At 41.8% G+C, this 23,693-nt stretch carries 16 protein-coding genes and 2 pseudogenes; 10 read left to right on the top strand and 8 right to left on the bottom strand.

What is annotated here, in order from left to right; genetic code table 11:
- Window positions 1-54: 54 nt before the first annotated feature.
- From ACYRY3_RS11800 to ACYRY3_RS11790, 3 genes are all read right to left on the bottom strand, one after another.
- Window positions 55-1,125 (bottom strand): LLM class flavin-dependent oxidoreductase, encoded by a 1,071-nt coding sequence (locus ACYRY3_RS11800; protein ID WP_460201861.1) that lies wholly within the window; start codon window positions 1,123-1,125, stop codon window positions 55-57.
- Between the two features lie 124 nt (window positions 1,126-1,249).
- Complete coding sequence (locus ACYRY3_RS11795) at window positions 1,250-5,929, bottom strand: type I polyketide synthase (RefSeq protein ID WP_460201860.1); 4,680 nt, start codon at window positions 5,927-5,929, stop codon at window positions 1,250-1,252.
- 1 nt (window position 5,930) lies between these two features.
- Complete coding sequence (locus ACYRY3_RS11790) at window positions 5,931-6,602, bottom strand: phosphopantetheine-binding protein (protein ID WP_460201911.1); 672 nt, start codon at window positions 6,600-6,602, stop codon at window positions 5,931-5,933.
- Here ACYRY3_RS11790 and ACYRY3_RS11785 point away from each other — a divergent pair.
- Window positions 6,580-6,744, top strand: a pseudogene (locus ACYRY3_RS11785) (chorismate-binding protein); the annotation flags it as partial. The gene ACYRY3_RS11790 and the pseudogene ACYRY3_RS11785 sit on opposite strands and share 23 nt — an antisense overlap.
- Before the next feature lie 180 nt (window positions 6,745-6,924).
- On the opposite strand, the gene ACYRY3_RS11780 reads toward ACYRY3_RS11785, so the two are convergent.
- Both ACYRY3_RS11780 and ACYRY3_RS11775 read right to left on the bottom strand, forming a co-directional pair.
- Window positions 6,925-7,212 (bottom strand): hypothetical protein, encoded by a 288-nt coding sequence (locus tag ACYRY3_RS11780; RefSeq protein ID WP_460201859.1) that lies wholly within the window; start codon window positions 7,210-7,212, stop codon window positions 6,925-6,927.
- A gap of 133 nt (window positions 7,213-7,345) precedes the next feature.
- Window positions 7,346-7,807: a VOC family protein gene (locus ACYRY3_RS11775; RefSeq protein ID WP_460201858.1), complete on the bottom strand. Its 462-nt coding sequence runs from the start codon at window positions 7,805-7,807 to the stop codon at window positions 7,346-7,348.
- Window positions 7,808-8,156: 349 nt separating this feature from the next.
- On the opposite strand from ACYRY3_RS11775, the gene ACYRY3_RS11770 reads away from it, so the two are divergent.
- From ACYRY3_RS11770 to ACYRY3_RS11755, 4 genes are all read left to right on the top strand, one after another.
- The gene (locus tag ACYRY3_RS11770; protein WP_460201857.1) at window positions 8,157-9,374 is read left to right on the top strand and encodes a methyl-accepting chemotaxis protein; all 1,218 of its coding nucleotides are present in this window, start codon (window positions 8,157-8,159) and stop codon (window positions 9,372-9,374) included.
- A 309-nt stretch (window positions 9,375-9,683) separates the two neighbouring features.
- Window positions 9,684-10,301 (top strand): hypothetical protein, encoded by a 618-nt coding sequence (locus ACYRY3_RS11765; RefSeq protein WP_460201856.1) that lies wholly within the window; start codon window positions 9,684-9,686, stop codon window positions 10,299-10,301.
- A 196-nt stretch (window positions 10,302-10,497) separates the two neighbouring features.
- The gene (locus ACYRY3_RS11760; RefSeq protein ID WP_460201855.1) at window positions 10,498-12,552 is read left to right on the top strand and encodes a hypothetical protein; all 2,055 of its coding nucleotides are present in this window, start codon (window positions 10,498-10,500) and stop codon (window positions 12,550-12,552) included.
- 248 nt (window positions 12,553-12,800) lie between these two features.
- On the top strand, window positions 12,801-13,316 hold the full coding sequence (locus ACYRY3_RS11755) for a DUF4385 domain-containing protein (protein WP_460201854.1): 516 nt from the start codon (window positions 12,801-12,803) through the stop codon (window positions 13,314-13,316).
- A 216-nt stretch (window positions 13,317-13,532) separates the two neighbouring features.
- Here the strand turns inward: ACYRY3_RS11755 and ACYRY3_RS11750 are convergent, their stop codons facing one another.
- Entirely contained in the window at window positions 13,533-13,844 is a 312-nt protein-coding gene (locus tag ACYRY3_RS11750; RefSeq protein ID WP_460201853.1) for a hypothetical protein, read from the bottom strand.
- Between the two features lie 244 nt (window positions 13,845-14,088).
- Here ACYRY3_RS11750 and ACYRY3_RS11745 point away from each other — a divergent pair.
- The 3 genes and pseudogenes from ACYRY3_RS11745 to ACYRY3_RS11735 all read left to right on the top strand — a co-directional run.
- A pseudogene (locus ACYRY3_RS11745) lies at window positions 14,089-15,141 on the top strand (Tex-like N-terminal domain-containing protein); the annotation flags it as partial.
- A gap of 24 nt (window positions 15,142-15,165) precedes the next feature.
- Window positions 15,166-16,335, top strand: a complete 1,170-nt coding sequence (gene devC / locus ACYRY3_RS11740; RefSeq protein ID WP_460201852.1) for an ABC transporter permease DevC — start codon at window positions 15,166-15,168, stop codon at window positions 16,333-16,335.
- 118 nt (window positions 16,336-16,453) lie between these two features.
- Entirely contained in the window at window positions 16,454-17,161 is a 708-nt protein-coding gene (locus ACYRY3_RS11735) for a DevA family ABC transporter ATP-binding protein (RefSeq protein ID WP_460201851.1), read from the top strand.
- A 28-nt stretch (window positions 17,162-17,189) separates the two neighbouring features.
- Here ACYRY3_RS11735 and ACYRY3_RS11730 read toward each other — a convergent pair whose 3' ends face one another.
- Window positions 17,190-18,068 (bottom strand): hypothetical protein, encoded by an 879-nt coding sequence (locus tag ACYRY3_RS11730; RefSeq protein ID WP_460201850.1) that lies wholly within the window; start codon window positions 18,066-18,068, stop codon window positions 17,190-17,192.
- A 104-nt stretch (window positions 18,069-18,172) separates the two neighbouring features.
- Between ACYRY3_RS11730 and ACYRY3_RS11725 the strand changes: the two genes are divergently transcribed.
- Window positions 18,173-18,958 (top strand): HAD family hydrolase, encoded by a 786-nt coding sequence (locus ACYRY3_RS11725; protein WP_460201849.1) that lies wholly within the window; start codon window positions 18,173-18,175, stop codon window positions 18,956-18,958.
- A 282-nt stretch (window positions 18,959-19,240) separates the two neighbouring features.
- On the opposite strand, the gene ACYRY3_RS11720 is transcribed toward ACYRY3_RS11725, so the two are convergent.
- Window positions 19,241-20,572, bottom strand: a complete 1,332-nt coding sequence (locus ACYRY3_RS11720) for a hemolysin family protein (protein ID WP_460201848.1) — start codon at window positions 20,570-20,572, stop codon at window positions 19,241-19,243.
- A gap of 298 nt (window positions 20,573-20,870) precedes the next feature.
- Here ACYRY3_RS11720 and mfd point away from each other — a divergent pair.
- Window positions 20,871-23,693: transcription-repair coupling factor (gene mfd, locus ACYRY3_RS11715; RefSeq protein ID WP_460201847.1), on the top strand; the 2,823-nt coding region annotated here is incomplete at its 3' end.

Here is a 23,693-nt window from a genome sequence, read left to right as displayed (position 1 = left end):
GTATAACCCGCAATCATTAATTTTCAACAAAGCTTTATCAAATTAACTAAAGTTTCAACTGCGAGCCATCATTTTTTCTGTTTTCAAATTACACATATCCTTCAAACCTTTTAGGTAAGGTAAACTGTCCATAACTGCATCAAAATTCTCATAAAAGTCTATGAGGCAAGCGACTTCATCAACATCGGCTTGTTTCAGTTGTTCTATCATCTGCATACAAGTCGTTTTCGAGCCAATCAGAGTTCTTCCTTTGAGCCAACCTTCGTAGGCAAAACGTAAAAGGCTATTAATATCTGCTTCCGTAAATTTTTCTAAATTTACTTTGATTCCAGCGTTTTTTGCTAGATTTTCTAACAGGTCGAGATGTGTTTTCAAGTAATTGTAAAAAGGTTCTCTCACTTGTTCTTTTACGGTGTTAAAGTCTTCTCCTACAAAGGTATGTATCATCATTGCGACCTTTCCAGCTTTCGGATCGTGACCGTGCTTTGCTAAAGATTCGCGATACAGTGCTATCTGTGGAGCAACTTCTTCTAAAGTCCCTCCCAGCAAAGAGGTCAGTACATTGGCACCCATTTTGCCAGCCTCAATAAATGTTGCTGAAGATTGACACACAATCCAAGTAGGTAATTTATCCTGTAGTGGTCGTGGAAATGTCCTTATATTGAAACTGTTTCCTGTCACATCTTGAAGTTCAACCTGTTCCCCTTTCCAAAGTTTTTGAACCTTTTTGATTCCGTTCCACATAGTTTCTTTTCGGTTAGCATGACTTGTGGTAGAAAGTACAAAGTCCTCTATAGTCCAACCTGAGGCAAAAGCTAGAGCCACCCTACCGTTTGAAAGATTATCAACTACAGACCATTCTTCAGCAACACGTGCTGGATTATGAAGTCCCATAACAACGCTACCTGCGCGTAATTGAATTCGTTCAGTTACCATTGCTAGGGCTGCACAGGTCACAGAAGGATTGGGATAAAGACCTCCAAATGGATGAAAATGCCTTTCAGGAGTCCAAAGTGCAGAGAAACCATTGCGATCTGCAAATTTAGCGCTTTCTATGAAAATATTATACTTGTCTTTTTGTCTTTTAGAACCATCACCAGAAAAATAAAATAGGCTAAATTCCATTTCTTTACTCCCTAAATTGGGTCGAGCAATTATCTAAATGAAGAGCGTCCTTTGTTATTAGTTTTTGACCATTTGTCAAGAAATTTGAACTAGGGACAAATGACCAAGGACAAATGACTAATAATTAAGAATCCTTAACTAGTTCTTGTTGAATCTCTTCTGCTGAAAGGCTTTTTACCTTTTCTAATAAAGCAGCAATTTCTTCAATGTCTTCTTGTTTGGGTTGCTGTTCTGCAATGATAGCAGCAAGTCCACCCACGGTAGGAGCATCAAAAAGAATACTTTGTAGGGGCAATTCCACTTGAAAAATTTCTCGCAGACGTGAAGTCACTTGAACCGCGAGTAAAGAGTGCCCCCCCAACTCAAAAAAATTATCGTGAATACCGACTTGTTCAACACCAAGAATTTCTTGCCAAGTGGTTGCGATCGTTTGCTCAATGTTGTTACTAGGAGCTACATAAACACTCTGTAAATTTGGTCGTGAGTGAGATTTTAAAGAGTCTGCTTGCTGTGATGTTTGGGAATAATTTATTTCTTTTAAGGCTTTAAATCTAATTGCTTGGTCAACCCTAGTTTGTAAATCACCTGTTGAGACAATAACTTGACACGGTGCTTTCATAGATAAAACTAATTCAAAGGATTGCCAAACTTCTTTTGGCGTCATTGCCAATTCTGTGGCAGTCACTTCAATTGCTTCTTGTTCTGAATCAGAGTGCAAAGCTTGTCGGTTAATACTAAACCAGGGAATAGAGTTAGTCTGATTGTGCTTGCGAACAAAGGCATCAATAAATTGGTAAGATGCTGCATAAGCAACTAAACCCAACCCTCCTAAAATCGTTGCCATTGAGGATTGTACAAGACAAAAATCGATGTTTCTCCCTTGCAAAACTTTTTCTAGTATCAAGAGACCGTAAACTTTCGACTGGAATTGCAAATAACAGTCACATTGAGTGGCTTCCTGGATTGAAACGGCGGACTTTAAGGGACTAATTTCCGGTATATAAAATATTCCATGAATTGCACCAAAATGGTTATAGGCTCTATCGATCGCTGCCAGCATTTGGTCTTCGTCAGTCACATCAACCTGAATGAGGATAAACTCTACACCAGACTCTTTGAGGGTTTGTAATTTCTTAATATGATGACTGATTCTATCTTGGTCATCATGAGTTACTAACCATTGTTCCCATTCATGTTGTTCGGGAAAATTTGCCGTTTCAAGTAAAACTAATTTTGCTTGTACTGTCTGAGCTAAATACTCTGCAAAAACAAGACCAAAACCTTCTACTAAATCGCCTGCAATTAAGTATACACCTTCCTGTCTTAATCGCGTTCTTTCCTTAATCGTGTCATCCAAGGAAACAGCTTTAAAGGTTTGAATCCATCGGTAACCACCACGATAGGCTACCACTGGGTGATTTGGTTGTGTTTTTATTTCTGCTACGAGCTGTTCTACTAACTTATCTCCTATCTTTGTTCCCGATTGTGGGATAAGAATATCAATACTACGACAGGTGATATTTGGATACTCCTGGGGAATGACCATACACGGTCCTAATACGGTTGCTTTCTCTGGATAGGTATTTTCGTCACCAACGACATCTTGCATATTGTTGGTAACAACCGCAATTTCTACAGGATTGCTATTATTTTTTTCTCCCAATGCCTGAGCTAAAAAGAGTAAGCTATGGAAGCCTAAAGATTGATATTCTTCAAAGTTTGTAATTTCCAGCTGCGTATGTTGGCTGGGCAAATTGTCATGGAGTTGTGTATTGGGTGAAATTCCCCATAAATGAGCAATTATATTTGGTGTCAAATCTTTTGCGTCTAGAGTTTTGAGCAAAGCATCATAATCATTTCGTTTTTGGGGATTAATAGCGTATGAGCGATCGCTGAATTTGGTAAACTGTTTTCCTAGGGTTACGGTAATGAAATCTTCACCTTCGTGTTCTAGTCGTTTGGCAATTTGTGAACCTATCCCACAAGTATCCACAAAAATTAGCCAACAGGATTTTGGCGTTGTTTGCCTTTGATTGTCAACATACTCAAACGCTATGTCTTTTTCCCAAGAAGGAATGTAAAACCAATCAGCAATATTGGGCTTCCTATGTAACAATCCTTGAGTTGTATTGACAGCGACTTCTGGTTGTGCATCGATCCAGTATCTTTGTCTCTCAAATGGATAAGTAGGCAATGGAATACGGTGGCGTTGCTCAGTTCCATAAAAGCCGTACCAATCCACTTGTACCCCTGCTAGCCAAAGTTGTCCTAAAGTATTGAGTAAAAATGCTAAATCTGACTGTTGGTCTTTCGGATGGCGTATTGAACTCAAGACTATTGAATCATTGGTCTGTTGTTTGGCTAAAGTTTTTAACGTTCGCCCAGGACCAACTTCCAGCAATATGTGCTCTGATTCTTTTATTAACTCAGCAATGCCTGTAGCAAAACGCACTGGTTGCCGTAAATGACTTGCCCAATAGCTGGGATGAGTTGCTTCCGATGCTGTAATCCAGGTTCCTGTCAGGTTGGAGATAAAAGGAATTTGAGGAGGATTTAGAGTAACTTTTTTAACTTCTTCAGTAAATGGTTCCAGAATGGAATCCATCATTTGGGAATGAAAGGCATGGGAAGTATGCAATCTACGACATTCCACACCTTCTTGTGTTAAACGACTTTGCAACTGGGCGATCGCTCCTTCTGAACCCGATACAACACACAGAGATGGTGCGTTAATTGCCGCTAACGAAAGCTCCTCATTCAACCAGGGTTGTAGTGCCTCTTCAGAAAGTGGAACCGAAAGCATAGCCCCAGAGGGAAGTTGTTGCATGAGCCGTCCACGGGCAGCAACCAGCGCTAAAGCATCTTCTAGAGAAAAAACACCTGCCAAACAAGCTGCAACATATTCTCCAATACTATGACCGATCGTGGCTGCGGGTGATACACCCCATGACATCCACAACTGAGCCAAGGCATACTCAGTTACAAACATTGCTGGCTGGGTGATTTGAGTTTGTTGCAATTGCTCTACAGCTACCTGTGCTCGTTCTTTATCCGGATATAAAATAGAGCGTAAATCGACACTAAGATGAGATTTAAGTATTTCACAGCACTCGTCTATATGTTGCCGAAATACTGGCTCAGAATCGTATAACTGTTGACCCATATTGACATACTGTGAACCCTGACCGGGAAACATAAATACAACCTGTCGGTTACATAACTCATGGAAGCGGGAAAAAATTCTTTGTGGGTCTAAACTTTCTAAAACTGTCACCGCATCATTAACATTTTGGCATAGCAGTATTCGGCGGTAATCGAAAGCTCGACGACCAACTTGTAAGGTATACGCGACATCAGCTAAGTTTACGTTAGGATGTTGCTTGAAATAAGTCGCTAAATTTGCCGTTGCCGTTTCTAATGCCGAATCTGTTTTTGCAGAAAGCAGCAACAACTGCCAGGAGCGAGATGCTTCAGAGGGTTGAGTAGGTGGAGCTTCTTCCAGAATCACATGGGCATTTGTTCCACCAATGCCGAAAGAACTCACGCCAGCACGGCGAGGAGTGCCATTTGCCTTCCACTCTGAAAGTGCGGTGTTAACGTAAAAAGGACTGTTGTCGAAATCAATTTGGGGATTGGGCTGCTCAAAATGCAAACTGGGCGGTATTTGTTTATTTTTAAGGGCTAAAACTGTTTTAATTAAGCCTGCAACACCAGCTGTGGTATCCAGATGTCCAATATTTGTTTTAACTGAACCTATAGCGCAATAATTTTTCTTTTGTGAACCAACATGAAAAGCTTGCGTCAGTGCGGCAATTTCAATCGGGTCTCCAAGAGAAGTTCCTGTTCCGTGTGCCTCAATGTAGCTAATTGTCTCAGGGTCAAGTTCAGCAATTGTTTGAGCCGTTTTAATCACCTTTGCTTGGGTATCGATACGAGGTGCTGTGTAACTAACTTTGAGAGAACCATCATTATTGATAGCTGAACCTTTGATGACAGCATGAATGCAATCCCCATCAGCAAGAGCATCTTCCAAACGCTTCAAAACTACAATTCCTACACCATTACCAAAAACGGTTCCCTGTGCCTTAGCATCAAAAGCACGGCAATGACCATCAGGAGATAAAATTCCCCCTTCTTGATAGACATATCCAGATTTTTGTGATGAATTAATTGCAACGCCACCAGCTAAGGCAATATCGCATTCACCACCGAGCAAACTACGGCAAGCTAAATGTACGGCAACTAGTGAAGTCGAACAGGCAGTTTGAATGTCTACCGAAGGTCCCTCTAACTCTAATTTATAAGACACTCGTGTTGTTAGAAAATCTTTATCATTGGCAAAAACAAGCTGTTGTTCATCAATAGAATTTCTAACGTTCTGATTTGAATAAAGATTAATGAAATAATTATTAATGCTTGTACCGGCGTAAACTCCAATCAAACCTTTATACTGCTTAGAATCGTAGCCAGCACTTTCAAGAGCTTCCCAAGCACATTCTAAAAAAATGCGTTGTTGAGGGTCGATACATTCTGCCTCCCTGGGATTGAAGCCAAAAAATGAAGCATCAAATAGCTCTATGTCTTCTAATACAGATCCTGCTTTGACATAATTAGGGTCATTGACTTTATCCAGGTCTATTCCTGCCGATTTCAGTTCTTCATCGCTAAAAAACTCTATTGACTCTACACCATTTTGTAGATTTTGCCAAAATTCCTCAAGATTGTTGGCACCAGGAAAACGCCCTACCATACCAACGATCGCTATTTCTAAACCAGTTTGACTGAAAGTTACAGAATGATTCATTTTATTTCACTTTCTTGCTAATTTTTAGAAATTGTTTGATGCGAGCTTTTCCATTTTCTAACTGTTGGGTTCGGGACTCCGTTTGATAAGAATCTGATAATTTATTGTGATTGGCTCGACTGAAAAAATCAGCTAAAGAACTGATGGTTGGATACCTGAAAAGTTCAAGTATGGATAATTCTGTTTGGAATATTTGACAGAGTTGACTGTGAACTTGAACCATTAATAATGAATGTCCACCAAGGTCAAAGAAGTTATCATGGATGCCAACTTTGTCTACCTTGAGTATTTTCTGCCAAACTGTAGCGATAGATTTTTCTATATCAGTTTGTGGTTTAATGTAAGTTTCTTCTAACTGTAGGCGAAGATTATCTGGTGTTGGTAGCGCTTGGCGATCCACCTTGCCATTGGGTGTGAGTGGCAGTGCCTTCATTGGTACAAAGGCAGTAGGTATCATGTGATCGGGTAGTTTTTCTTTTAAGAAATACCGTAATTCACTGAGTTGAGGAGCTAATTCCCGTTCAGATACTACATAAGCCACAAGCCGTTTGTCACCTGGTATATCCTCTCTCACTACAACTACGGATTCTTGAACCGAGGGATATTGGGCAAGTTGGGTTTCAATCTCTCCAGTTTCGATACGGAAACCACAATTGAATAGTGCGATCGCCATTCGCACAATGGTTGTCCGCAATAATACCGTCAGCGTGCAAGCAGGTGCAGGCTTGGTTGCTGATTCCGATCCAGAAAAAGAATATGAAGAAACCTTGAATAAATCTCGAGGTTTATTAGAGGCAATTCGCTGCTTGCGATAAGCGGATATTTTTGACATGCTCACCGCCCTAAAGGGTCGGTGATTCTTGACGCTTCGGTCAAGCTATAAAATTTAAATTTACCCCTCCCTAACCCTCCCCTTATAAAGGTTCGGGAATTAGATGTCTTGTTTCCCCCCTCATAAGTAGTGTTTGGTGGGCACTGCCCACCAAAATTCTTCCCTAAGATTGAGGCGGAATCAAGCTAGCACTTTTAGTTGTACTATCCCAAACTATCCAACCAAACTGATTATCCAAATCGGTTGTACTCTCCGTGACCTTAAAATACATTTTTTCTCCGCTTCGACTTTCTATAGCAAAATCAGCATTTTGAGCATATACCACCTTAAAACCTCTATCACGCAAACAATACATTGCCCAAGCTTTCAATGACTGCTTCTGCGGTTCATGTGTTATTGGAGGTCTCTGAATTGCTTCTTCAATCACTTGATATGTCTTTGAGTCAATCATGGTCGTTTGTGATTAGTTAGTAGTTAGTAGTTAGTAGTTAGTAGGTGGGGGTTAGTAGTTAGTAGGTGGGGGTTAGTAGTTAGTAATTAGTAGTTTTGCCATTAACCACTAACCACTAACCACTAACCATTATCTATTCTGGATCGCAACGAATCTCTATCATAAAGCCATCGGGGTCATAAAAGTACACTCCCCTACCTGTTGGGCGGGTAACTGGACCGTGAGCAATTGTCATTTGATTCTGTCTTAAAACTTCAACAGCGCGATCGAATAACTGGGGAGCAATATCAAATGCCAAATGGTATGCTCTGGTAAAAGTGCGTTCTGGATTCGGGTCTGGTGGCGGTAAATCCGGTTCCCAAAATAAATCGAGAATCGTGCCATCAGGAGTGACAAAATTGGCGACCTTTCCTTGTGCGACTAAATCCACCAGGGTTGCAGGAACTTCATCACCAGTTAGTTCGTGCAAACCGAGAATAGTGCCGTAGAAATGTCGTGAAGCTTGCATATCGTGAACGTTGAGGGCTATGTGATGCACTTGCCGTAGATCGCCCGGAGCAAGGACATTTTGTAGGGATTGGGGACTTGATAGCATAGCAGACCTAAATTTCTTGATTCAGATAGGAACATTTTTATTAAAACAGTTAGTTAAAAATAAATTCAATAACTTAGAAATAAAATTGATAAAATGAATTAATTAATGTTATTTAATAGGAAATCGACAAGAAATTAAAGATGAAACATATATTAACAAGTAAAAATAAGTAACGTTAAATATATATATATGTCAATTAGCTTATTAATTACAACTACAGATAGAGTATCTATTTTAATATGTATACCCTGAGATTGGTTAAGTTGTTAATTTTAATCGTTAGATTTCAAATGAAAACAATCTTTACTAAATAAGCGTTAACCCCTTTTGAATCAGGAAACAAATAATCATGGTTGAAAGCAGGCAGGGTCGGGATAGACAGGACGTAAATATTAACGGTATGACAGCAGAACAACCTTACGCAGGTTCAGCAGGCATCAACACAGGTGCAGGGGTATCGCGAAGCGATGATGCTAACCGCATGATTTCGGCTCCATCCAATGCAGGTTTAGTAGATAACATCACCATAGGTTCTGGAGTATCGAGAAACGATGATGCTAACCGCATGAGTTCCGGTCAATATAATGCAGGTTATAATGCAGGTTCAGCAGGTATCAACACAGGTGCAGGAGTATCGAGAAACGATGATGCTAACCGCACGAGATCGGCTCAACCTAATGCAGGTTCAGTAAGTATTAATACAGGTGTGGGGGCATATACACAGGCAAATAGTTCTCCATCTGCAGGTCAATCCAATACTCAAACTGGTAACAAAGGCATGAATCCTATGTTAACCAGAGCATTAGTAGGAGGACTCGTTGCTGGTACATTAGGGTCATTAATTGGCGCTTTTGCTGGTAGAAGAGTAGCTAAAGGTTTTAATACTGCTGCAAAAGGACTTGGAGAAGCGACAAAGACTATAGGCGAGGGTCTCGGCCATGCGGGAAAAGGCTTAGGGCAAGCAGTAAAGAGCATCGCTGAGGGGGCTAGCGAAGCTGTTGTTGGCGGTGCAGTGGACACAGCACAAGGTGTTGCTCAGGGAGCCACCCAAGCTGTAGCAGGTACAGTAGAAGTAGCCCAGAGTGCAGCTGAGTTAGCTAAGCAAACCGTGGCAGGTACAGTAGACGCAGTACAGAATACAGCGCACAATCTTAACCAAGCTGTACAAACTGCTGCTGAGAATGCAAAAGATACAACAAATCGTGCTGCTGAGGAAGCTAAGCAAACTGTAGCAAGTGCATCGGACTCCGTACAGAATGCAGCCCAGGATATTAGCCAATCTGTGCAAGATGCAGCTAATAATGCACAAAGATCGCAAGATCGGAGCAATCAATTTCAAGACAGAACGAATGCGGGTAAAGAGCAAATCGACAGTGCGAACGTAGAAATGGATCGGATGCCAATGGTCTATGTTTCAGCACCAGACCCAATGGAAGGACTTGATGTTGCTCCAACTATGCCTTTAGGCGATCCAACTATGGCTGTAACCGCTGGGATGTCGTTAGATGATGACGAAAAAAAGGCAATTGATGAAGAAATTTCTCGGTTGAGCGATCGCAATAGATAATTTGAGCAAAATCAGAGAACAGTGAGCAGTTATCGCCGAACAAAAAGGTATAAGCCCTAGAATTTACTCACTGTTAACTGTTAAAGCAAGGTAGTCCTAAACAACCAAGGGTAAACCATAGTTCTTTTCGATAAACTTGGAGCTATTCTTATACCTTCAAGCTTGAGGGCTACCTAAAAACATAGGAAACATACAAGTCACACACTAGGATTTTTCCTGTTTAGACCTTGTTAAATCAAGGAAAAAAGTTCTAAACATTGATTCATGGTGTAAGCAGGAATAACTTTTGGCACAACGGAAAGAATTATTATGAACGGTAACCAGCAAGTTTTGGATCGGGAAGATATTGATTTTAGTACAGAGCAACCTAATGTTGATGAAAATGCCGCTCAAATAAATGAAGATAAGAGTAATGGATTTTTTAAAGTAGCTATTGGAGCACTCATTGGTGCTAGCTTAGGCGCAATAGCTGGAGCTTTGACTATTAAGGGTACAGCCGAAAGGGTTAACCAAAATGTAAAACGAGCCGGAAACGCGGTACGGAATACAGCGGAGGGGATTAACCAAACTGCAAAAGGTGTAGGAGACGCAGTCACCTCAATAGCAGATGGTGTTAACGGCACTGTCAACGAAGTAGGGGAGACCGTCAGAGATACAGCTTTGGGCATTAACGAAACTGTAAACAATGCTATGGCTGCTGTCAAAGCCACAGCAGTCAACGTTAATGACACCTTAAACAACTCCATAGGCATCGTGAAGGGTGCAGCCGAAGGTGTTAACAACAACATCAAAGGTACGGTAGACGTAGCCACTAACGCAGTTGAAGATAAGACTCCACCCATCGGTCAAATAGTCACCCTACCTAATAGTCAGGCACCCAATAATCAGACGACTTATATTTTAGTTCCATTAGACCAGCAAAAATAAAGATTGGGGTGGGATTTCCCCACCCTGCTGATTCAATTTCCCAGCTTGCAACAAAAGTTAAGATTCTATTGCCAACAATCTCAGGAGATACACCTTTAGGTCGTTAAGCTGTCACTCAATCACCTGTTAAATTTGTGCTTAATAGCTGCTTCAGTTGGGTGTAATACCGCCTTGTTGTAGGAGAGAGACAATTATTATGAGTGATAACAACCAGCCTGTTGAGAAGCATGGAGAAAAGGCTGACCGCTCTAGGAAGCAAAATGTGGTTCCGCGAGTAGCAACAGGTATAGGTGGTGGGTTAGTTGGAGCAGCAATTGGTGGTTTACTTGGTCGCCGAGTCGGAGGAGCTGTTGGTGGTGTAGTGGGCACAGTAGCTGGCGCTTTAGTAGGTAAGGGTACAGCTCAAACTGTGAACCGGACTGTCGAGGGTGTTGTAGGTGCAGCCAAGACTGTAGCTGACGCTGTTCATCATAGTGTAAATGGTGTAGGAGATGCACTCAAGGATACAGTGGAGCAAGTTACGCCCTCTGTAGTGGGTGTGGTTGATACGGTGAAAGATACCTTTGACCGGGTCAAACCTTCTGTAGTGAGTGCCGTTGATACAGTAAAAGATACCGTTGATACGGTGAAAGGCACGGTCGATCGAGTCAAACCTTCTGTGGTGACTGCTGTTGATACGGTGAAAGACACCGTTGAGCAGGTCAAGCCCTATGTAGTCGATACAGCCCAAGACGTGGCTGTGGTTGTTTACCAAAGTGTAAACGATGTAGCGAATACAGTAAAAGATACAGTTGAGCAAGTCAAGTCCTCTGTAGTCGGTGTAGAAGACATAGAGGATACAGAAAAAATTACGCCGCCAGAGGTTACGCCTTCCGTAGTGCCTCTTGTAGTCAGTGAATCTGAAAATATACCTACTGCTTTTCCCTCCAATGTCAATAATGAAAAGTTTCTAGCAAAAGAAACACCAGAAGACGTGCAGCCTCAGGAATCTGTAGAAAGCAAAGTCGAGGCAGTTCAAGAAACAGTTGAACTGGTGAATGCCTCTAAGTCCGATATTGCTAACGCGGTAGAACAGACACCAGAAGAAGTAGAAGAAGTGCAGCCCCAGGAATCTGTAAAAGGTACAGATAACAATGAAACTGAGGGTGTGAACTCCTGTGTAAACAATGCAGAAAAATCAACAGCAGATACAGTTGAGGATGTTAAGCCACCTGTAATAAGTGCAGAGGATGCTCCAAAAGCTTTACCTGAGAATACTAGACCATCTGTAGGAGATAACTTCCAGAATTTTGTTGAGGTAATTAACCACACCATCAATGGTGTTGGTAATGTAGTAGAAGTTACGCCTAATGAGTTTAGCCCCTTTGTAGTTGATGTAAAAAACACCGTAAAAGCTACACCTAAAGATGTTCAGCCATCTCTAATTGCTGTAGAAAACGTTGAAAAAGTCGTTCATGAAGAGAAGCCTGCAAATCTCAACACTAAATTGAGTGAAGAGCATAAGGTGAAAGTGCAGCTTTTGAAGCCAATCGAGCATCCACCCAGCGATGATGTTCAGGAACAGGTTGGTCAAAGGTTGAATGATTTACAACAGGCTAATAATGCTCGTGAAACCACAGAGAATCAAAAAAATCAACAAAGGCAAGAAGATTTTCAACAGCTTCAGCATCAAAGAATTCAACCAAAAACAGAACAAAAACGAAGCTTCTCTGGAATTGGCGAATTTATTGCAGGAGTAGGAATTATAACTTTGGTTGGTGCGATCGCAGGATTTATTCCAAAACAAAATCTGTTTGCTACAAAAGCACCTGAACCAAGCCAAAATATCAATCAAATATCATCCACAACATTGTCAGAAGTTAGCCAAAATATCAATCAAGCATCACCTACAACACCATCTCCAATCTTTTCCAATCCTGATGGCTGGATTTTTCTGGGTAATGTTAACAATGCTTCAAATACAGCATTGGTTGGAAAGCCTTTACTCCAAAATTCCCAGTCTACCGATTCACGTGTTGTTCCTTCAGTAGGAGAAATAGTCACTGTAATAGTTACACCAGGAGTGACGCTAAGGGAGAATAGACCGCAAGCACCTAATTTTAGTCATAAAGAACAAAAAGCTGTGTCAGTTCTTAAACCTAAAGAAAAACTCAAAATTCTTCAAGTCGAATTTGTACCACCTCCCAGTCCCACTCAAAAGACAACAAAAGTTTGGGCAAAAGTTGATAGATGTGGTATGGGTTGTCCCTAGTCATTTGTCAAAAGTCATTTGTCCTTAGTCATTTGTATTAAGTATTGGACTTTGGACAAATGATTAACGGTTCAAACTAGTAGTCATGTAGGGTGGGCACTGCCCACCAATTGCACAACATGAGTCATGTAGCACTGCCCACCGTTATTCAATTGTGAGTCATAGCCCTACCTACGGATATTTCTTTTGTATTAAGCAAAAGACAATGGACAAATAACCAATGACCTTCTACAAATCACAAATGACAAATGACTAATGACAAAGGACAACCTCAAATGTTTGATTATTCTTTAGACTTTCAGAATATTAATTTCAGACAATGCCCTGAACTTTATCACATTGGAAAAGGCGAACAGGGAGTGCTGTTGGTAGAACCTTACAAATCAGAAATTCTGCCTTATTGGCGGTTCAAAACTCCAGAGATTGCCAAACAATCAAGTGAAAAAATATACCAAATGTTTCTGAAATATTTAGAGCAAGATGATTTTGTGGGTGCAGACATGGCACGTAAGTTTTTACAGATGGGTTATACACGATCGCGCCGCTATGCCAATCACAAAAGTGGAAAAAAGTACAAAACAAATCCACAAAAAGAAACTTCTAAAGAAGCTCAACTTCAAGCTAGGAAAGAGATTCTGCCGACAGAGACTGACCCAGTTAAGGCTGAGTCGGCTGCAATTTTCAAAGAAAAGTGGATACAAGCAAAGACAAATGAAAAGTACCTCCAGCTTTTAGCCAAGCACAAGCAAATGTATGAACATTGACTTACCAAAAAACGAAACCCTCAACTTCTTAAAGAAACCGGGGTCTGTAATTTTCATTTTCATAAATTAAATAAGATTGTTAATTATTCAAGTCAAAAAATGAGTTACTTATCTAACGAAGTAATTTAAACTACAGGAGCCGCGAGCGCTTTGAATTTTCAAAGACTTACTCCTGCAAGTTTTTTCTCAGTAACTGGATCGGTAGGGATGCAACACTTAGTAAGTTATACCACGGTATTTGCGTCCCATTTCCTCAGTTACCTGATGTTTAGAATCGACTAGTTCTTTTCCACCAGAGTCATCTACGTTTTCATCGTTCTTTTCCACTCTCTGCAAAAGTTTTTGAGTAGTAATGAGGATAACTAGGAGCAGCAAAAGCAAAATCTGCCACGGTGCTAGCACCAAACTTAAAACAAAGCAGATAATTGCAAAAATCCCCACGAAATACCCAATTTCGTCAGTGCATTTTTTAAAGATGTAGCCACCTATCAAACCGGTAAGTAGCGGAATCAAGAAAAACAAAGCCATCGTTCCTCACCTCTGGGCAAATAGCAGAAGCGTTAATGTGTGCATATCAGAACTGTTGTCGGTAACAAGTGTATTTAATATAACAGACTATCCTGTTTCAGCCATAACACGCTAACCATAACAACAGCGTATAAATACAAGATTCCGAATGAGTCTGTTAAACTAGCTTAACATTTTCTGCTTGCGCTGATGAATCTATCTAGCGTATTACCCTTAAAAGTAGCGTTTTCAACTGAAACACCCAATGCTAAACATTCCTCAATTACTGGCTACTGAACTAGACCTTAAACCCTATCAGGTGCAAAACGCGCTAGATCTTTTAGCGGAGGGTGCAACAATTCCCTTTATTGCACGTTATCGCAAAGAGCGTACTGGGGAAATGAATGAAGTTCAGTTGCGCCTACTGGCAGATAGGTATTCTTACTTAACAGAATTGGAAGAAAGAAAATCGACAATTTTAAACGCGATCGCAGAACAAGGTAAACTCACAGACGAACTGAAAGAAAAAATAGAAGCTTGTTTACAAAAAACCGAACTTGAGGATTTATACCTACCCTTCCGTCCAAAACGACGTACCCGTGCTACCGTCGCCAGAGAAAAAGGGTTAGAACCACTTGCAGAGTTCATCAAGTCATTAAACGTCAAAAACGGTGTATCAGCCTCTTTAGATGCTGAAGCAGCAAAATACATTTCCCTTGAGAAGGGCGTTAAAACAGCCTCCGAAGCACTCAAAGGCGCTGCGGATATCCTCGCGGAAGAAGTTGCGGAAAAAGCGGAGTTGCGATCGTATCTCCGAGACTATTTTCTAGAAGAAGGAGTGTTTGTTTCCCGCATTAAGGATGACCATCCAGAAGGTACAACTAAATTTGAAATGTACCGCAATTATCAGATGAAAGTCAAAAATATTGCCCCACATAATATGCTGGCATTATGTCGGGGTGAAGCAGAGGAAGTGCTGAACTTTGAAATTTCCTATGATGAAGATGTCGTCCTATCTTATTTAGAATCAGAGGAAATTAAAACAAAAGTTCGCGCAATACGTGACTTTTATCAAGCAATGCTCAAAGACGCTTTCAATCGATTGATGAAAACTTCCTTGATGAGTGAAGTGATTGCGGAAAAGAAAACCTACGCAGATATTGAATCTATCAAAACATTTGAAGCTAATTTACGAGAGTTATTGCTGGGAGCACCCGCAGGAATGAAACCAACGCTAGCTATAGATCCGGGTTTTCGCACTGGATGTAAAGTCGCAGTACTCGACCAAACAGGTAAATTTTTAGAATACCAAGCGGTACCAATGACCAATGACCAATGACCAATGATTAAGAATAAATTCTTTGACAAAATACCATTAGCGTGGTTGCAACTAAAGCGAGAAAAAATACGTCTTGCTGTGGCACTTGCAGGAATTGCCTTTGCTGACGTTCTCATGTTTATGCAACTTGGCTTTCGGGATTCTCTTTATCACAGTAATGTTCGTCTCCACATGAGTTTGCGAGGAGATATTGTTTTAATTAACAATCAATCTAATGCTGTATTGTCATTAAAAAGCTTTTCTCAACGGCGATTGTACAAAGCTTTAGATGTACGGGAAGTTGAATCCGTTCATCCTATTTACTTGGATTATGCTGCTTGGAAAAATCCTGTCACTGGTCGCTTTCGCAATCTTCTTGTTGTCGGAATGAACCCAGATTTTAATCTATTAGATTTACCCGGTATCCAGGAAAATATCAATAATTTAAAATTATCTGATGTTGTTTTATATGACCGTTCTTCCAGGCAAGAATACGGACCAATTGTTGCTGATTACGAGCAGGGAAAAATTGTTACTGCAGAAGTAAGAAATCGAAAAACTAGAGTAGGGGGATTATTTACATTAGGTGCCTCCTTTGGAGCGGATGGTAATTTAGTAACGAGCGATCTAAATTTCCTAAGAATATTTTCTCACCGTCAGACAGGGTTAATTGATATTGGTTTGATAAGGTTAAAATCAGGAGCAAATCCGGAGATTGTTGCTAAAAAATTACAAGCCTATTTGTCTAAAGATATTAAGGTTTTAACTAAGCAAGAGTTTATTGATTTTGAGAGAAATTACTGGGCAAGCAGTACAGCCATCGGTTTCATTTTTACTTTGGGAACCATCATGGGTTTTATTGTTGGAACTGTAATTGTATATCAAATACTTTACACTGAGGTAACAGACCATTTATCAGAATATGCCACTTTAAAGGCAATAGGCTATACACATAATTATTTGTTAGTTGTCATTCTACAGGAGGCTTTGATTTTAGCAATTTTAGGATACTTGCCAGGATTGGGTGTCACGCTGTTTTTATATGACAGGGCAAGGGCTGCCACTCTTCTACCAGTTTTTATGAGCCTTGAAAGAGCAGTGACGGTACTTATTTTGACTATTTTAATGTGTTTTATTTCTGGCGCGATCGCTGTACGAAGACTACAGTCAGCCGATCCAGCAGATATATTTTAAGTAGATCAGTGTGAAAAAATGTAACTGGAGAAGGCTGTCCTTAGTCATTTGTCATTTGTTATTAGTAGCGTCTTGACAACCAATAACCACTAACAACTAACCACTCACTTGTAAAATTATGTATACAGGCTCTGTCATTAGTATCAAAAATCTTAACCACTACTATGGAAAAGGTGCTCTAAAAAAACAAATTTTATTTAATATTAATCTGGAAATTGCGGCGGGAGAGATTGTTATTATGACTGGACCATCAGGTTCAGGGAAGACTACATTACTGAGCTTGATTGGTGGGCTGCGTTCAGTACAAGAGGGAAGCTTAAAGTTTTTAGATGTAGAACTTTTTAGAGCTAGCCAAAATAAACTAGTGAATATTCGGCGTAAGATTGGTTATATTTTCCAAGCGCATAACTTGCTAGAATTTTTAACTGCAAGGCAAAATGTGCAAATGGCAGTGGAACTAAACAAGCATATTTCTCAACAACAAGCCATTGCTAGATCGGAAGCGATGCTCAAAGCAGTTGGTTTGGGAGAACGAATTAATTACTATCCCGAACATCTTTCAGGAGGACAAAAACAAAGAATTGCGATCGCCCGCGCTTTGGTCAATAATCCACCACTTGTGTTAGCAGACGAACCAACAGCAGCGTTGGATAAACAATCAGGGCGAGATGTCGTGGAGTTGATGCAGCGCCTGGCAAAAGAACAGGGAACAACGATTTTATTAGTGACCCACGACAACCGCATTTTAGACATAGCAGATCGCATTGTAGAAATGGAAGATGGTCTTTTAACCCGTAATTCTCAAAGTAAAGTGAGAAGTTCCTAATTGTGTAAAAACGTTGATTGCAACTTGTTTACGGCTTTTCACTCTTTGCTGACTTTTTCTTTGCGGATGAACTTGGTGAAGTTGGTTGACTGACAGGCTGTTGTGCAGGGGCGTTGGCGTTAGGCTGACGACTTGTACGGAAAGTCACATTCACACCTTCATTGGATTGTTCCAACACCAGCAGAGGGGTTGGCTTAGCCTTTTGGTCCCAGTGCATATAGGCAATGCGACCTTGAATTGTTGGTTGCCAAGTATCATGGTCATCAGCCGGACTGAGAAAATTTTCAATGCAGTCAATAATTTGGCTGATAGTGGCAGAAGTCGGTTGCGTGGGTAACTTCATCAGACGGATTTGAGCGCGAAACAGGACGCGTTTAGCTGTATTTGGTGGACTACCAGTTTCATACTCTACGTCAAACATTTCATCTACCTGACGTCCATTGCTGCTAGCAATACCCACAACGCCTTGATTGGCTTGATTTGGACGGAGTGCTTGAGAAATTTTTTCTTTGACTTGGATTTTAACTTGATTGACGATCGCAAAATGGAAAACCTCTTCCGACATCCGCATTCGCAGATAATCCAAGTTAAACTCCCGTGAGTTGATCAAATCGGGGTTCGTTTCCATTTTACGAATTGTTTCTAGAGCTAGCTTAAACTTCTTCTCCAGTTCTCGCGTGCGGAACTGTTCAAATTTAACTTTTTTCTCCAACTTTTTGAACTGGAATTTACCATACACAATTAAAGCAACCACAACTAAACCTAGCCCGACCGAAGTGACCGCCAAGATTGGGGGAGATGCTTGTGGCTCCAACGCTGGTACTTCCTGGGATGCCTTTGTGGGAGTGGTCTTTGTTGTTGCAGTTTTTGGTTTTGCGGATTGGGCAGCACTCACTAAAATGGACATGATTGACAAACACAAAAAATGATTCATCACTTTTAGGATGCCCAAATCGTCTATGCTAAATTGCGGTATTGTTAGTGTTTTTTACAGCTTTTCCATTACCGCATATGCACAAACTCCTCCCCCTATCGAGTGGTTCAACTACATCCTTTACCAATATTCGTTTAGTCGCCACTGATATGGATGGTACCTTAACCAGGAGAGGAAAGTTTACCAGTAGTTTGTTACAAGGATTACAGGATTTAGCAGAAGCTGGCATTCAAGTCGCGATCGTTACCGGGCGAAGCGCGGGTTGGGTAAGTGGTTTAGCGTACTACTTGCCTATTGTTGGTGCCATAGCTGAAAACGGTGGTTTGTTTTATCTCTCTGGAAGTGATACGCCAATACCTCTAACGCCCATTCCCGACCTCGTTGCCCACCGCCAACAGCTTGCAGCAGCTTTTCAGCAATTAAAAACCCAGTTTCCCCTGCTTCAAGAGTCAACAGATAACCGTTTTCGCATCACTGACTGGACTTTTGATGTCCAAGGCTTAAGTACAAACGAACTACAAATATTAAGTCAGTTTTGCCAGCAAATGGGTTGGGGATTCACCTACAGTAACGTACAGTGTCACATCAAACCTTTGGAACAAGATAAAGCCATTGGATTGTTACAAGTATTGCAGCAGTACTTTCCCCAATACACCTCAGAACAGATAGTGACTGTTGGTGACAGCCCCAATGATGAAAGTTTATTTAATGAGGGTTATTTTTCCGTATCGGTGGGGGTAGCAAACGTAATTGAATATACAGGTCAACTCAAGTATCAACCTGCTTATGTTACAAATGCCCGCGAAGGAGAAGGCTTTTGTGAATTTACCCGTCATTTGTTACAAATAAGTAGGTCGGTATAAAAAACATCACTGGTAATGGTCGTCCTTAGTCATTTGTGAGTCCAGGGAAAGCAGGCGGGTTTCCCAACAAGAGTGAACTGGCGTTGGCGCAGCCTCTGGAGGAGGAGATACCCGGAGGGTCATTCCTCATTGGTAAGACTTCTCGATCTATTGACATTTTGTAACATAGTTCTGTTTATTCCCGCACATTACATTTTGTAACATAGTTCTGTTTATTCCCGCACATTTACTTAAAACATAAACAGTAGGTGGGGCTAAAGCCCCACCAATTCAAATAAAATTTTATGAATCAGAGTTACTATTATTTTCTGCTGATTTATCCACTGGCGGCATCACCAGCACTTTATCAACGCGGTTCCCGTCCATATCAACCACCTCAAGCCGCATACCTTGCCATTCAAAGTGATCTGCTGTTGTAGGAATACGACCTAAATGTGCCATAACAAAACCACCTAATGTTTGATAGCTACCCCGATCTTCAGAATGAAGACGATCGACATCAAAAAGTTCAAAAAATTCCTCTACAGACAGCATCCCATCCAACAACCAGGAACCATCCTCGCGTTGTACAATTTGCGGGTCTTCTTGGTCTTCAATTGAGGGAACATCACCAACAATTTCTATCATGACATCGTTGAGGGTCACTAGCCCCTGAATCACGCCGTATTCATCAACCACAAGTGCCATGTGGGTTACGGTTTGCTTGAACAATTCCAAAACTTTCAGACCGCGAGTGCTTTCTGGCACATAGGTTGGCTGTAGCAGACCCATTGTCAAATCTAGCTGCTCACCGGAAAAACTCCGGGCTAACAAGTCGGTGACTCGGATAATACCGAGTACATTATCCAGCCCTCCCTGACAAACAGGATACCGGGAATAGCCACTGTCAATGATTTTTTTTCGGTTTTCTTGGGGAGTATCTTCCAAGTCCAGCCAAACAATATCAGGTCGGGGGGTCATGAAGGAACTAGCAGGGCGATCGCCCAAGCGAAATACCCGTTCGACCATATCTTGCTCTGCTTCCTCAAAAGTTCCTTCCTCAGTCCCTTGCTCGATCAGGACTCTAATTTCTTCTTCTGTTACCTGCGGTTCTGTGGATGGTCTGATCCCCAAAACTTGCAGTACTGTTTCCGTAGAAACGCTGAGTAAATAAACAACAGGTGCCCCAATTGTAGCTAACATCCGCATTGGGATGGCAAGAACAGAAGCTATCGGTTCTGGGTGACCTAAGGCTAGCCGTTTTGGTACTAATTCACCAATAATTAGCGTCAAATAGGTGATAATTAAAATTGCTAATCCTTGAGCTAACTGTCCCTTATATTTTTCTAGCAAAGGTATAACACTTAAAATAGGCACAAGTCTTTTGGCGATAGTTTCTTCACCAAAAGCACCGGAAAGAATCGTGAGGAGGGTGATCCCAATCTGAACGGTTCCCAGGAACTGATTGGGAGAAGAAGCCAAATCCAAAGCAACCCGAGCTTTGGTATCACCTTGATTAGCCAGTTGTTGCAGGCGTGCTTTTCGTGCTGAGACGATCGCCAATTCAGACATGACAAACAGACCATTGGCGAGAATTAAAAGAAGAATCAATAGAATTTCGATTGTTGGAGACATTTCTATAAATGCCGATACCTTCGGCAACCTGTGCTTAACCTTAACCTCTTAGTATCTAGTATCCAAGGAGTTGTTATGAAATACTTTAAATACAGAAAAAGCAATTAATCAAGAACCGTAGGTCAGTCATAAGCTAGTTACTATAAGTCACACTGATTCGTATGTTAGCGATTCGTCAGTGGACATTGTACTAGTTATTTACCGATCTAGAGCGAGACTCCTTCAACTGTTGAGACTTTTAAAATGGAGAAGGTAGGTGTATTCTACTTACCTGCTTAGAAGAATCGATTAGAAACTTATGGCATTTTCTTCCATTGTGCGTACTTTAGGGCGGTCTCCGCTCACCACTGAACTTCTCTCCAAGTTAAATCGGCAACAAGAATTGCTGTTAAGTGGCATTCCTCGATTGCCCAAAGGCTTGGTGGCTTCGGCATTAGCTCAAACTGAGGGACGAAATTTGTTCGTGGTTTGTGCAACTCTGGAGGAAGCCGGACGCTGGACAACGCAATTAGAGGCGATGGGTTGGCAGACAGTCCATTTTTACCCAACCTCTGAAGCATCCCCATACGAACCCTTCGATCCCGAGACAGAAATGACTTGGGGACAAATGCAAGTCCTGGCGGATTTAATCAGCTTTCACGAGTCCTCAGCAATTGATTCCCTCAATGTTTCTACAGAGGAGGACACCCCGACAGCGCAGGCTCACAAAGCACAAAGGACAAATGATAAAGGACAAATAGCGATCGTAGCCACGGTTGCAGCACTACAACCTCATTTGCCGCCACCATCCGCCTTAATGCCGTTCTGCCTAACTATTAAGCGGGGTATGGAATTTGACCTCAATGCCTTCAGTGAAAAAATAACTCATTTGGGGTATGAACGGGTACCTATGGTGGAAACAGAAGGGCAGTGGAGCCGACGCGGTGATATTGTTGACGTGTTCCCTGTTTCCTCAGAGTTACCAATTCGACTGGAATGGTTTGGTGACGAAATTGAGCAGCTACGAGAATTTGACCCAGCAACTCAACGTTCCGCAGCCCTTGACAAAATAGACCAACTGATTCTTACCCCTACTAGCTTTGCTCCCATCGTGACAGAAGCACTGAAAGATAGTGCTGAGTTCCAAATACTGAGTGGGGAGTTAAACGACTCAGAACTTACTACCGAGCATTCCGCTCTTTTAGAAGGTAGTCGGCGCTTTTTGGGTTTAGCTTTTGACAAACCAGCTTCACTGCTAGATTATTTACCTAGCAATACTTTAGTGGCTATTGATGAGCCAGAACAATGCCATGCTCATAGCGACCGGTGGGTAGAAAATGCTGAAGAACAATGGCAGCATTTGGAGAGTCGGGAAGACACTGCCTTCTGTTCCATAACTTTACCGAAACTCCATTGTTGCTTTGATGAGTGTCTTGGGGAACTGGCAAAATTTCATAAATTGTCCCTATCGGAACTGGTAGAAGAAGGTTCTGGTATTGTTAATCTTGCCAGTCGCAGAGTTCCGGTCAATCCACACCAATTTGCGAAAATTGCGGAAACACTGCGACAAGAACGCGATCGCAAGTTCTCAATATGGCTGATTTCCGCCCAACCTTCCCGTTCGGTTTCCCTATTGCAGGAACACGACTGTCCCGCACAGTTTATTCCCAACCCCCGCGACTACCAAGCGATTGAAAAGTTACAACTCAATCACACACCAGTTGCTCTGAAGTATTCGGGGCTGGCTGAATTAGAAGGATTTATTCTTCCGACTTTCCGCTTAGTCGTCGTTACTGACCGCGAATTCTACGGTCAGCACACTCTTGCAACTCCCACCTATATTCGCAAGCGGCGAAAAGCTGCTTCAAAACAAGTCGATCCCAACAAACTGCGTCCGGGAGACTATGTCGTTCATAAAAACCACGGTGTTGGTAAATTCCTCAAACTAGAAAGTCTGACACTGAATGAGGAAACACGCGAGTATTTGGTAGTACAATACGCTGACGGTTTACTGAGAGTTGCTGCTGACCAAGTCGGTGTTTTGTCGCGGTTGCGTACAACAAGCGATAAGGCACCAGAACTTAATAAAATGACTGGCAAAGCTTGGGAAAATACCAAGAACAAAGTCCGCAAAACTATCAAAAAATTGGCAGTGGACTTGTTGAAATTATACGCAGCGCGATCGCAACAGAAAGGATATGCTTACCCCGTCGATACACCTTGGCAGGAGGAAATGGAAGATTCCTTCCCCTACCAACCCACAACCGACCAGTTAAAAGCAACACAAGATGTCAAACGAGACATGGAAAGCGAACGACCAATGGATCGATTGGTATGTGGGGATGTGGGTTTTGGTAAAACAGAAGTAGCAATCCGCGCCATTTTCAAAGCCATCACTGCTGCAGGAAAACAAGTGGCACTGCTTGCACCGACTACCATCCTGACTCAGCAACACTATCATACCCTAAAAGAACGCTTTGCACCTTATCCCATCAACGTAGGTTTACTCAACCGTTTCCGTACTGCCGAAGAACGTCGCGATATTCTGAAACGATTGGCAACTGGGGAATTAGATGTGGTTGTTGGAACACACCAACTTTTAGGTAAGGGCGTTGTTTTCCGCGACTTGGGATTGTTAGTGGTGGATGAAGAACAGCGCTTTGGGGTCAACCAAAAAGAGAAAATCAAATCACTCAAAACTCAGGTTGATGTGTTAACCCTGTCTGCGACACCCATTCCCCGGACTCTGTATATGTCCCTATCGGGAATTCGGGAAATGAGTTTGATTACCACGCCACCCCCATCCCGGCGACCAATTAAAACTCACCTTTCTCCCATGAACCCAGAAACTGTCCGCAGTGCTATTCGTCAAGAACTCGATAGGGGCGGACAGGTGTTTTACGTAGTTCCACGAGTTGAGGGAATTGAAGAGATAGCAGGAAGTTTGCGGGAGATGATACCGGGAGCAAGAATTGCCATTGCCCACGGTCAGATGGAAGAAAGTGAGTTAGAATCAACCATGCTCTCCTTCAGCAATGCAGAAGCAGATATTCTGGTTTGTACGACCATTATTGAATCAGGTTTGGACATCCCGCGAGTCAATACTATCTTGATTGAAGATGCTCACCGCTTCGGTTTATCC

This window comes from Scytonema sp. NUACC21 (genome assembly GCF_054684315.1).
The sequence above is the reverse complement of the archived record's forward strand: the minus strand, read 5'-3'. Positions and strand labels throughout refer to the sequence as shown.

Excerpts from the sequence above, each read along its gene's own strand:
- ACYRY3_RS11770 (WP_460201857.1), top strand. The coding sequence starts at position 8,157 with ATGGTTGAAAGCAGGCAGGGTCGGGATAGACAGGACGTAAATATTAAC.
- ACYRY3_RS11750 (WP_460201853.1), bottom strand. The coding sequence starts at position 13,844 with ATGGCTTTGTTTTTCTTGATTCCGCTACTTACCGGTTTGATAGGTGGC.
- ACYRY3_RS11780 (WP_460201859.1), bottom strand. The coding sequence starts at position 7,212 with ATGATTGACTCAAAGACATATCAAGTGATTGAAGAAGCAATTCAGAGA.
- ACYRY3_RS11795 (WP_460201860.1), bottom strand. The coding sequence starts at position 5,929 with ATGAATCATTCTGTAACTTTCAGTCAAACTGGTTTAGAAATAGCGATC.
- ACYRY3_RS11765 (WP_460201856.1), top strand. The coding sequence starts at position 9,684 with ATGAACGGTAACCAGCAAGTTTTGGATCGGGAAGATATTGATTTTAGT.
- ACYRY3_RS11800 (WP_460201861.1), bottom strand. The coding sequence starts at position 1,125 with ATGGAATTTAGCCTATTTTATTTTTCTGGTGATGGTTCTAAAAGACAA.
- ACYRY3_RS11755 (WP_460201854.1), top strand. The coding sequence starts at position 12,801 with ATGACTAATGACAAAGGACAACCTCAAATGTTTGATTATTCTTTAGAC.
- ACYRY3_RS11725 (WP_460201849.1), top strand. The coding sequence starts at position 18,173 with ATGCACAAACTCCTCCCCCTATCGAGTGGTTCAACTACATCCTTTACC.
- ACYRY3_RS11790 (WP_460201911.1), bottom strand. The coding sequence starts at position 6,602 with ATGGCGATCGCACTATTCAATTGTGGTTTCCGTATCGAAACTGGAGAG.
- ACYRY3_RS11730 (WP_460201850.1), bottom strand. The coding sequence starts at position 18,068 with ATGTCCATTTTAGTGAGTGCTGCCCAATCCGCAAAACCAAAAACTGCA.
- devC (WP_460201852.1), top strand. The coding sequence starts at position 15,166 with ATGATTAAGAATAAATTCTTTGACAAAATACCATTAGCGTGGTTGCAA.
- ACYRY3_RS11720 (WP_460201848.1), bottom strand. The coding sequence starts at position 20,572 with ATGTCTCCAACAATCGAAATTCTATTGATTCTTCTTTTAATTCTCGCC.
- ACYRY3_RS11735 (WP_460201851.1), top strand. The coding sequence starts at position 16,454 with ATGTATACAGGCTCTGTCATTAGTATCAAAAATCTTAACCACTACTAT.
- ACYRY3_RS11760 (WP_460201855.1), top strand. The coding sequence starts at position 10,498 with ATGAGTGATAACAACCAGCCTGTTGAGAAGCATGGAGAAAAGGCTGAC.
- ACYRY3_RS11775 (WP_460201858.1), bottom strand. The coding sequence starts at position 7,807 with ATGCTATCAAGTCCCCAATCCCTACAAAATGTCCTTGCTCCGGGCGAT.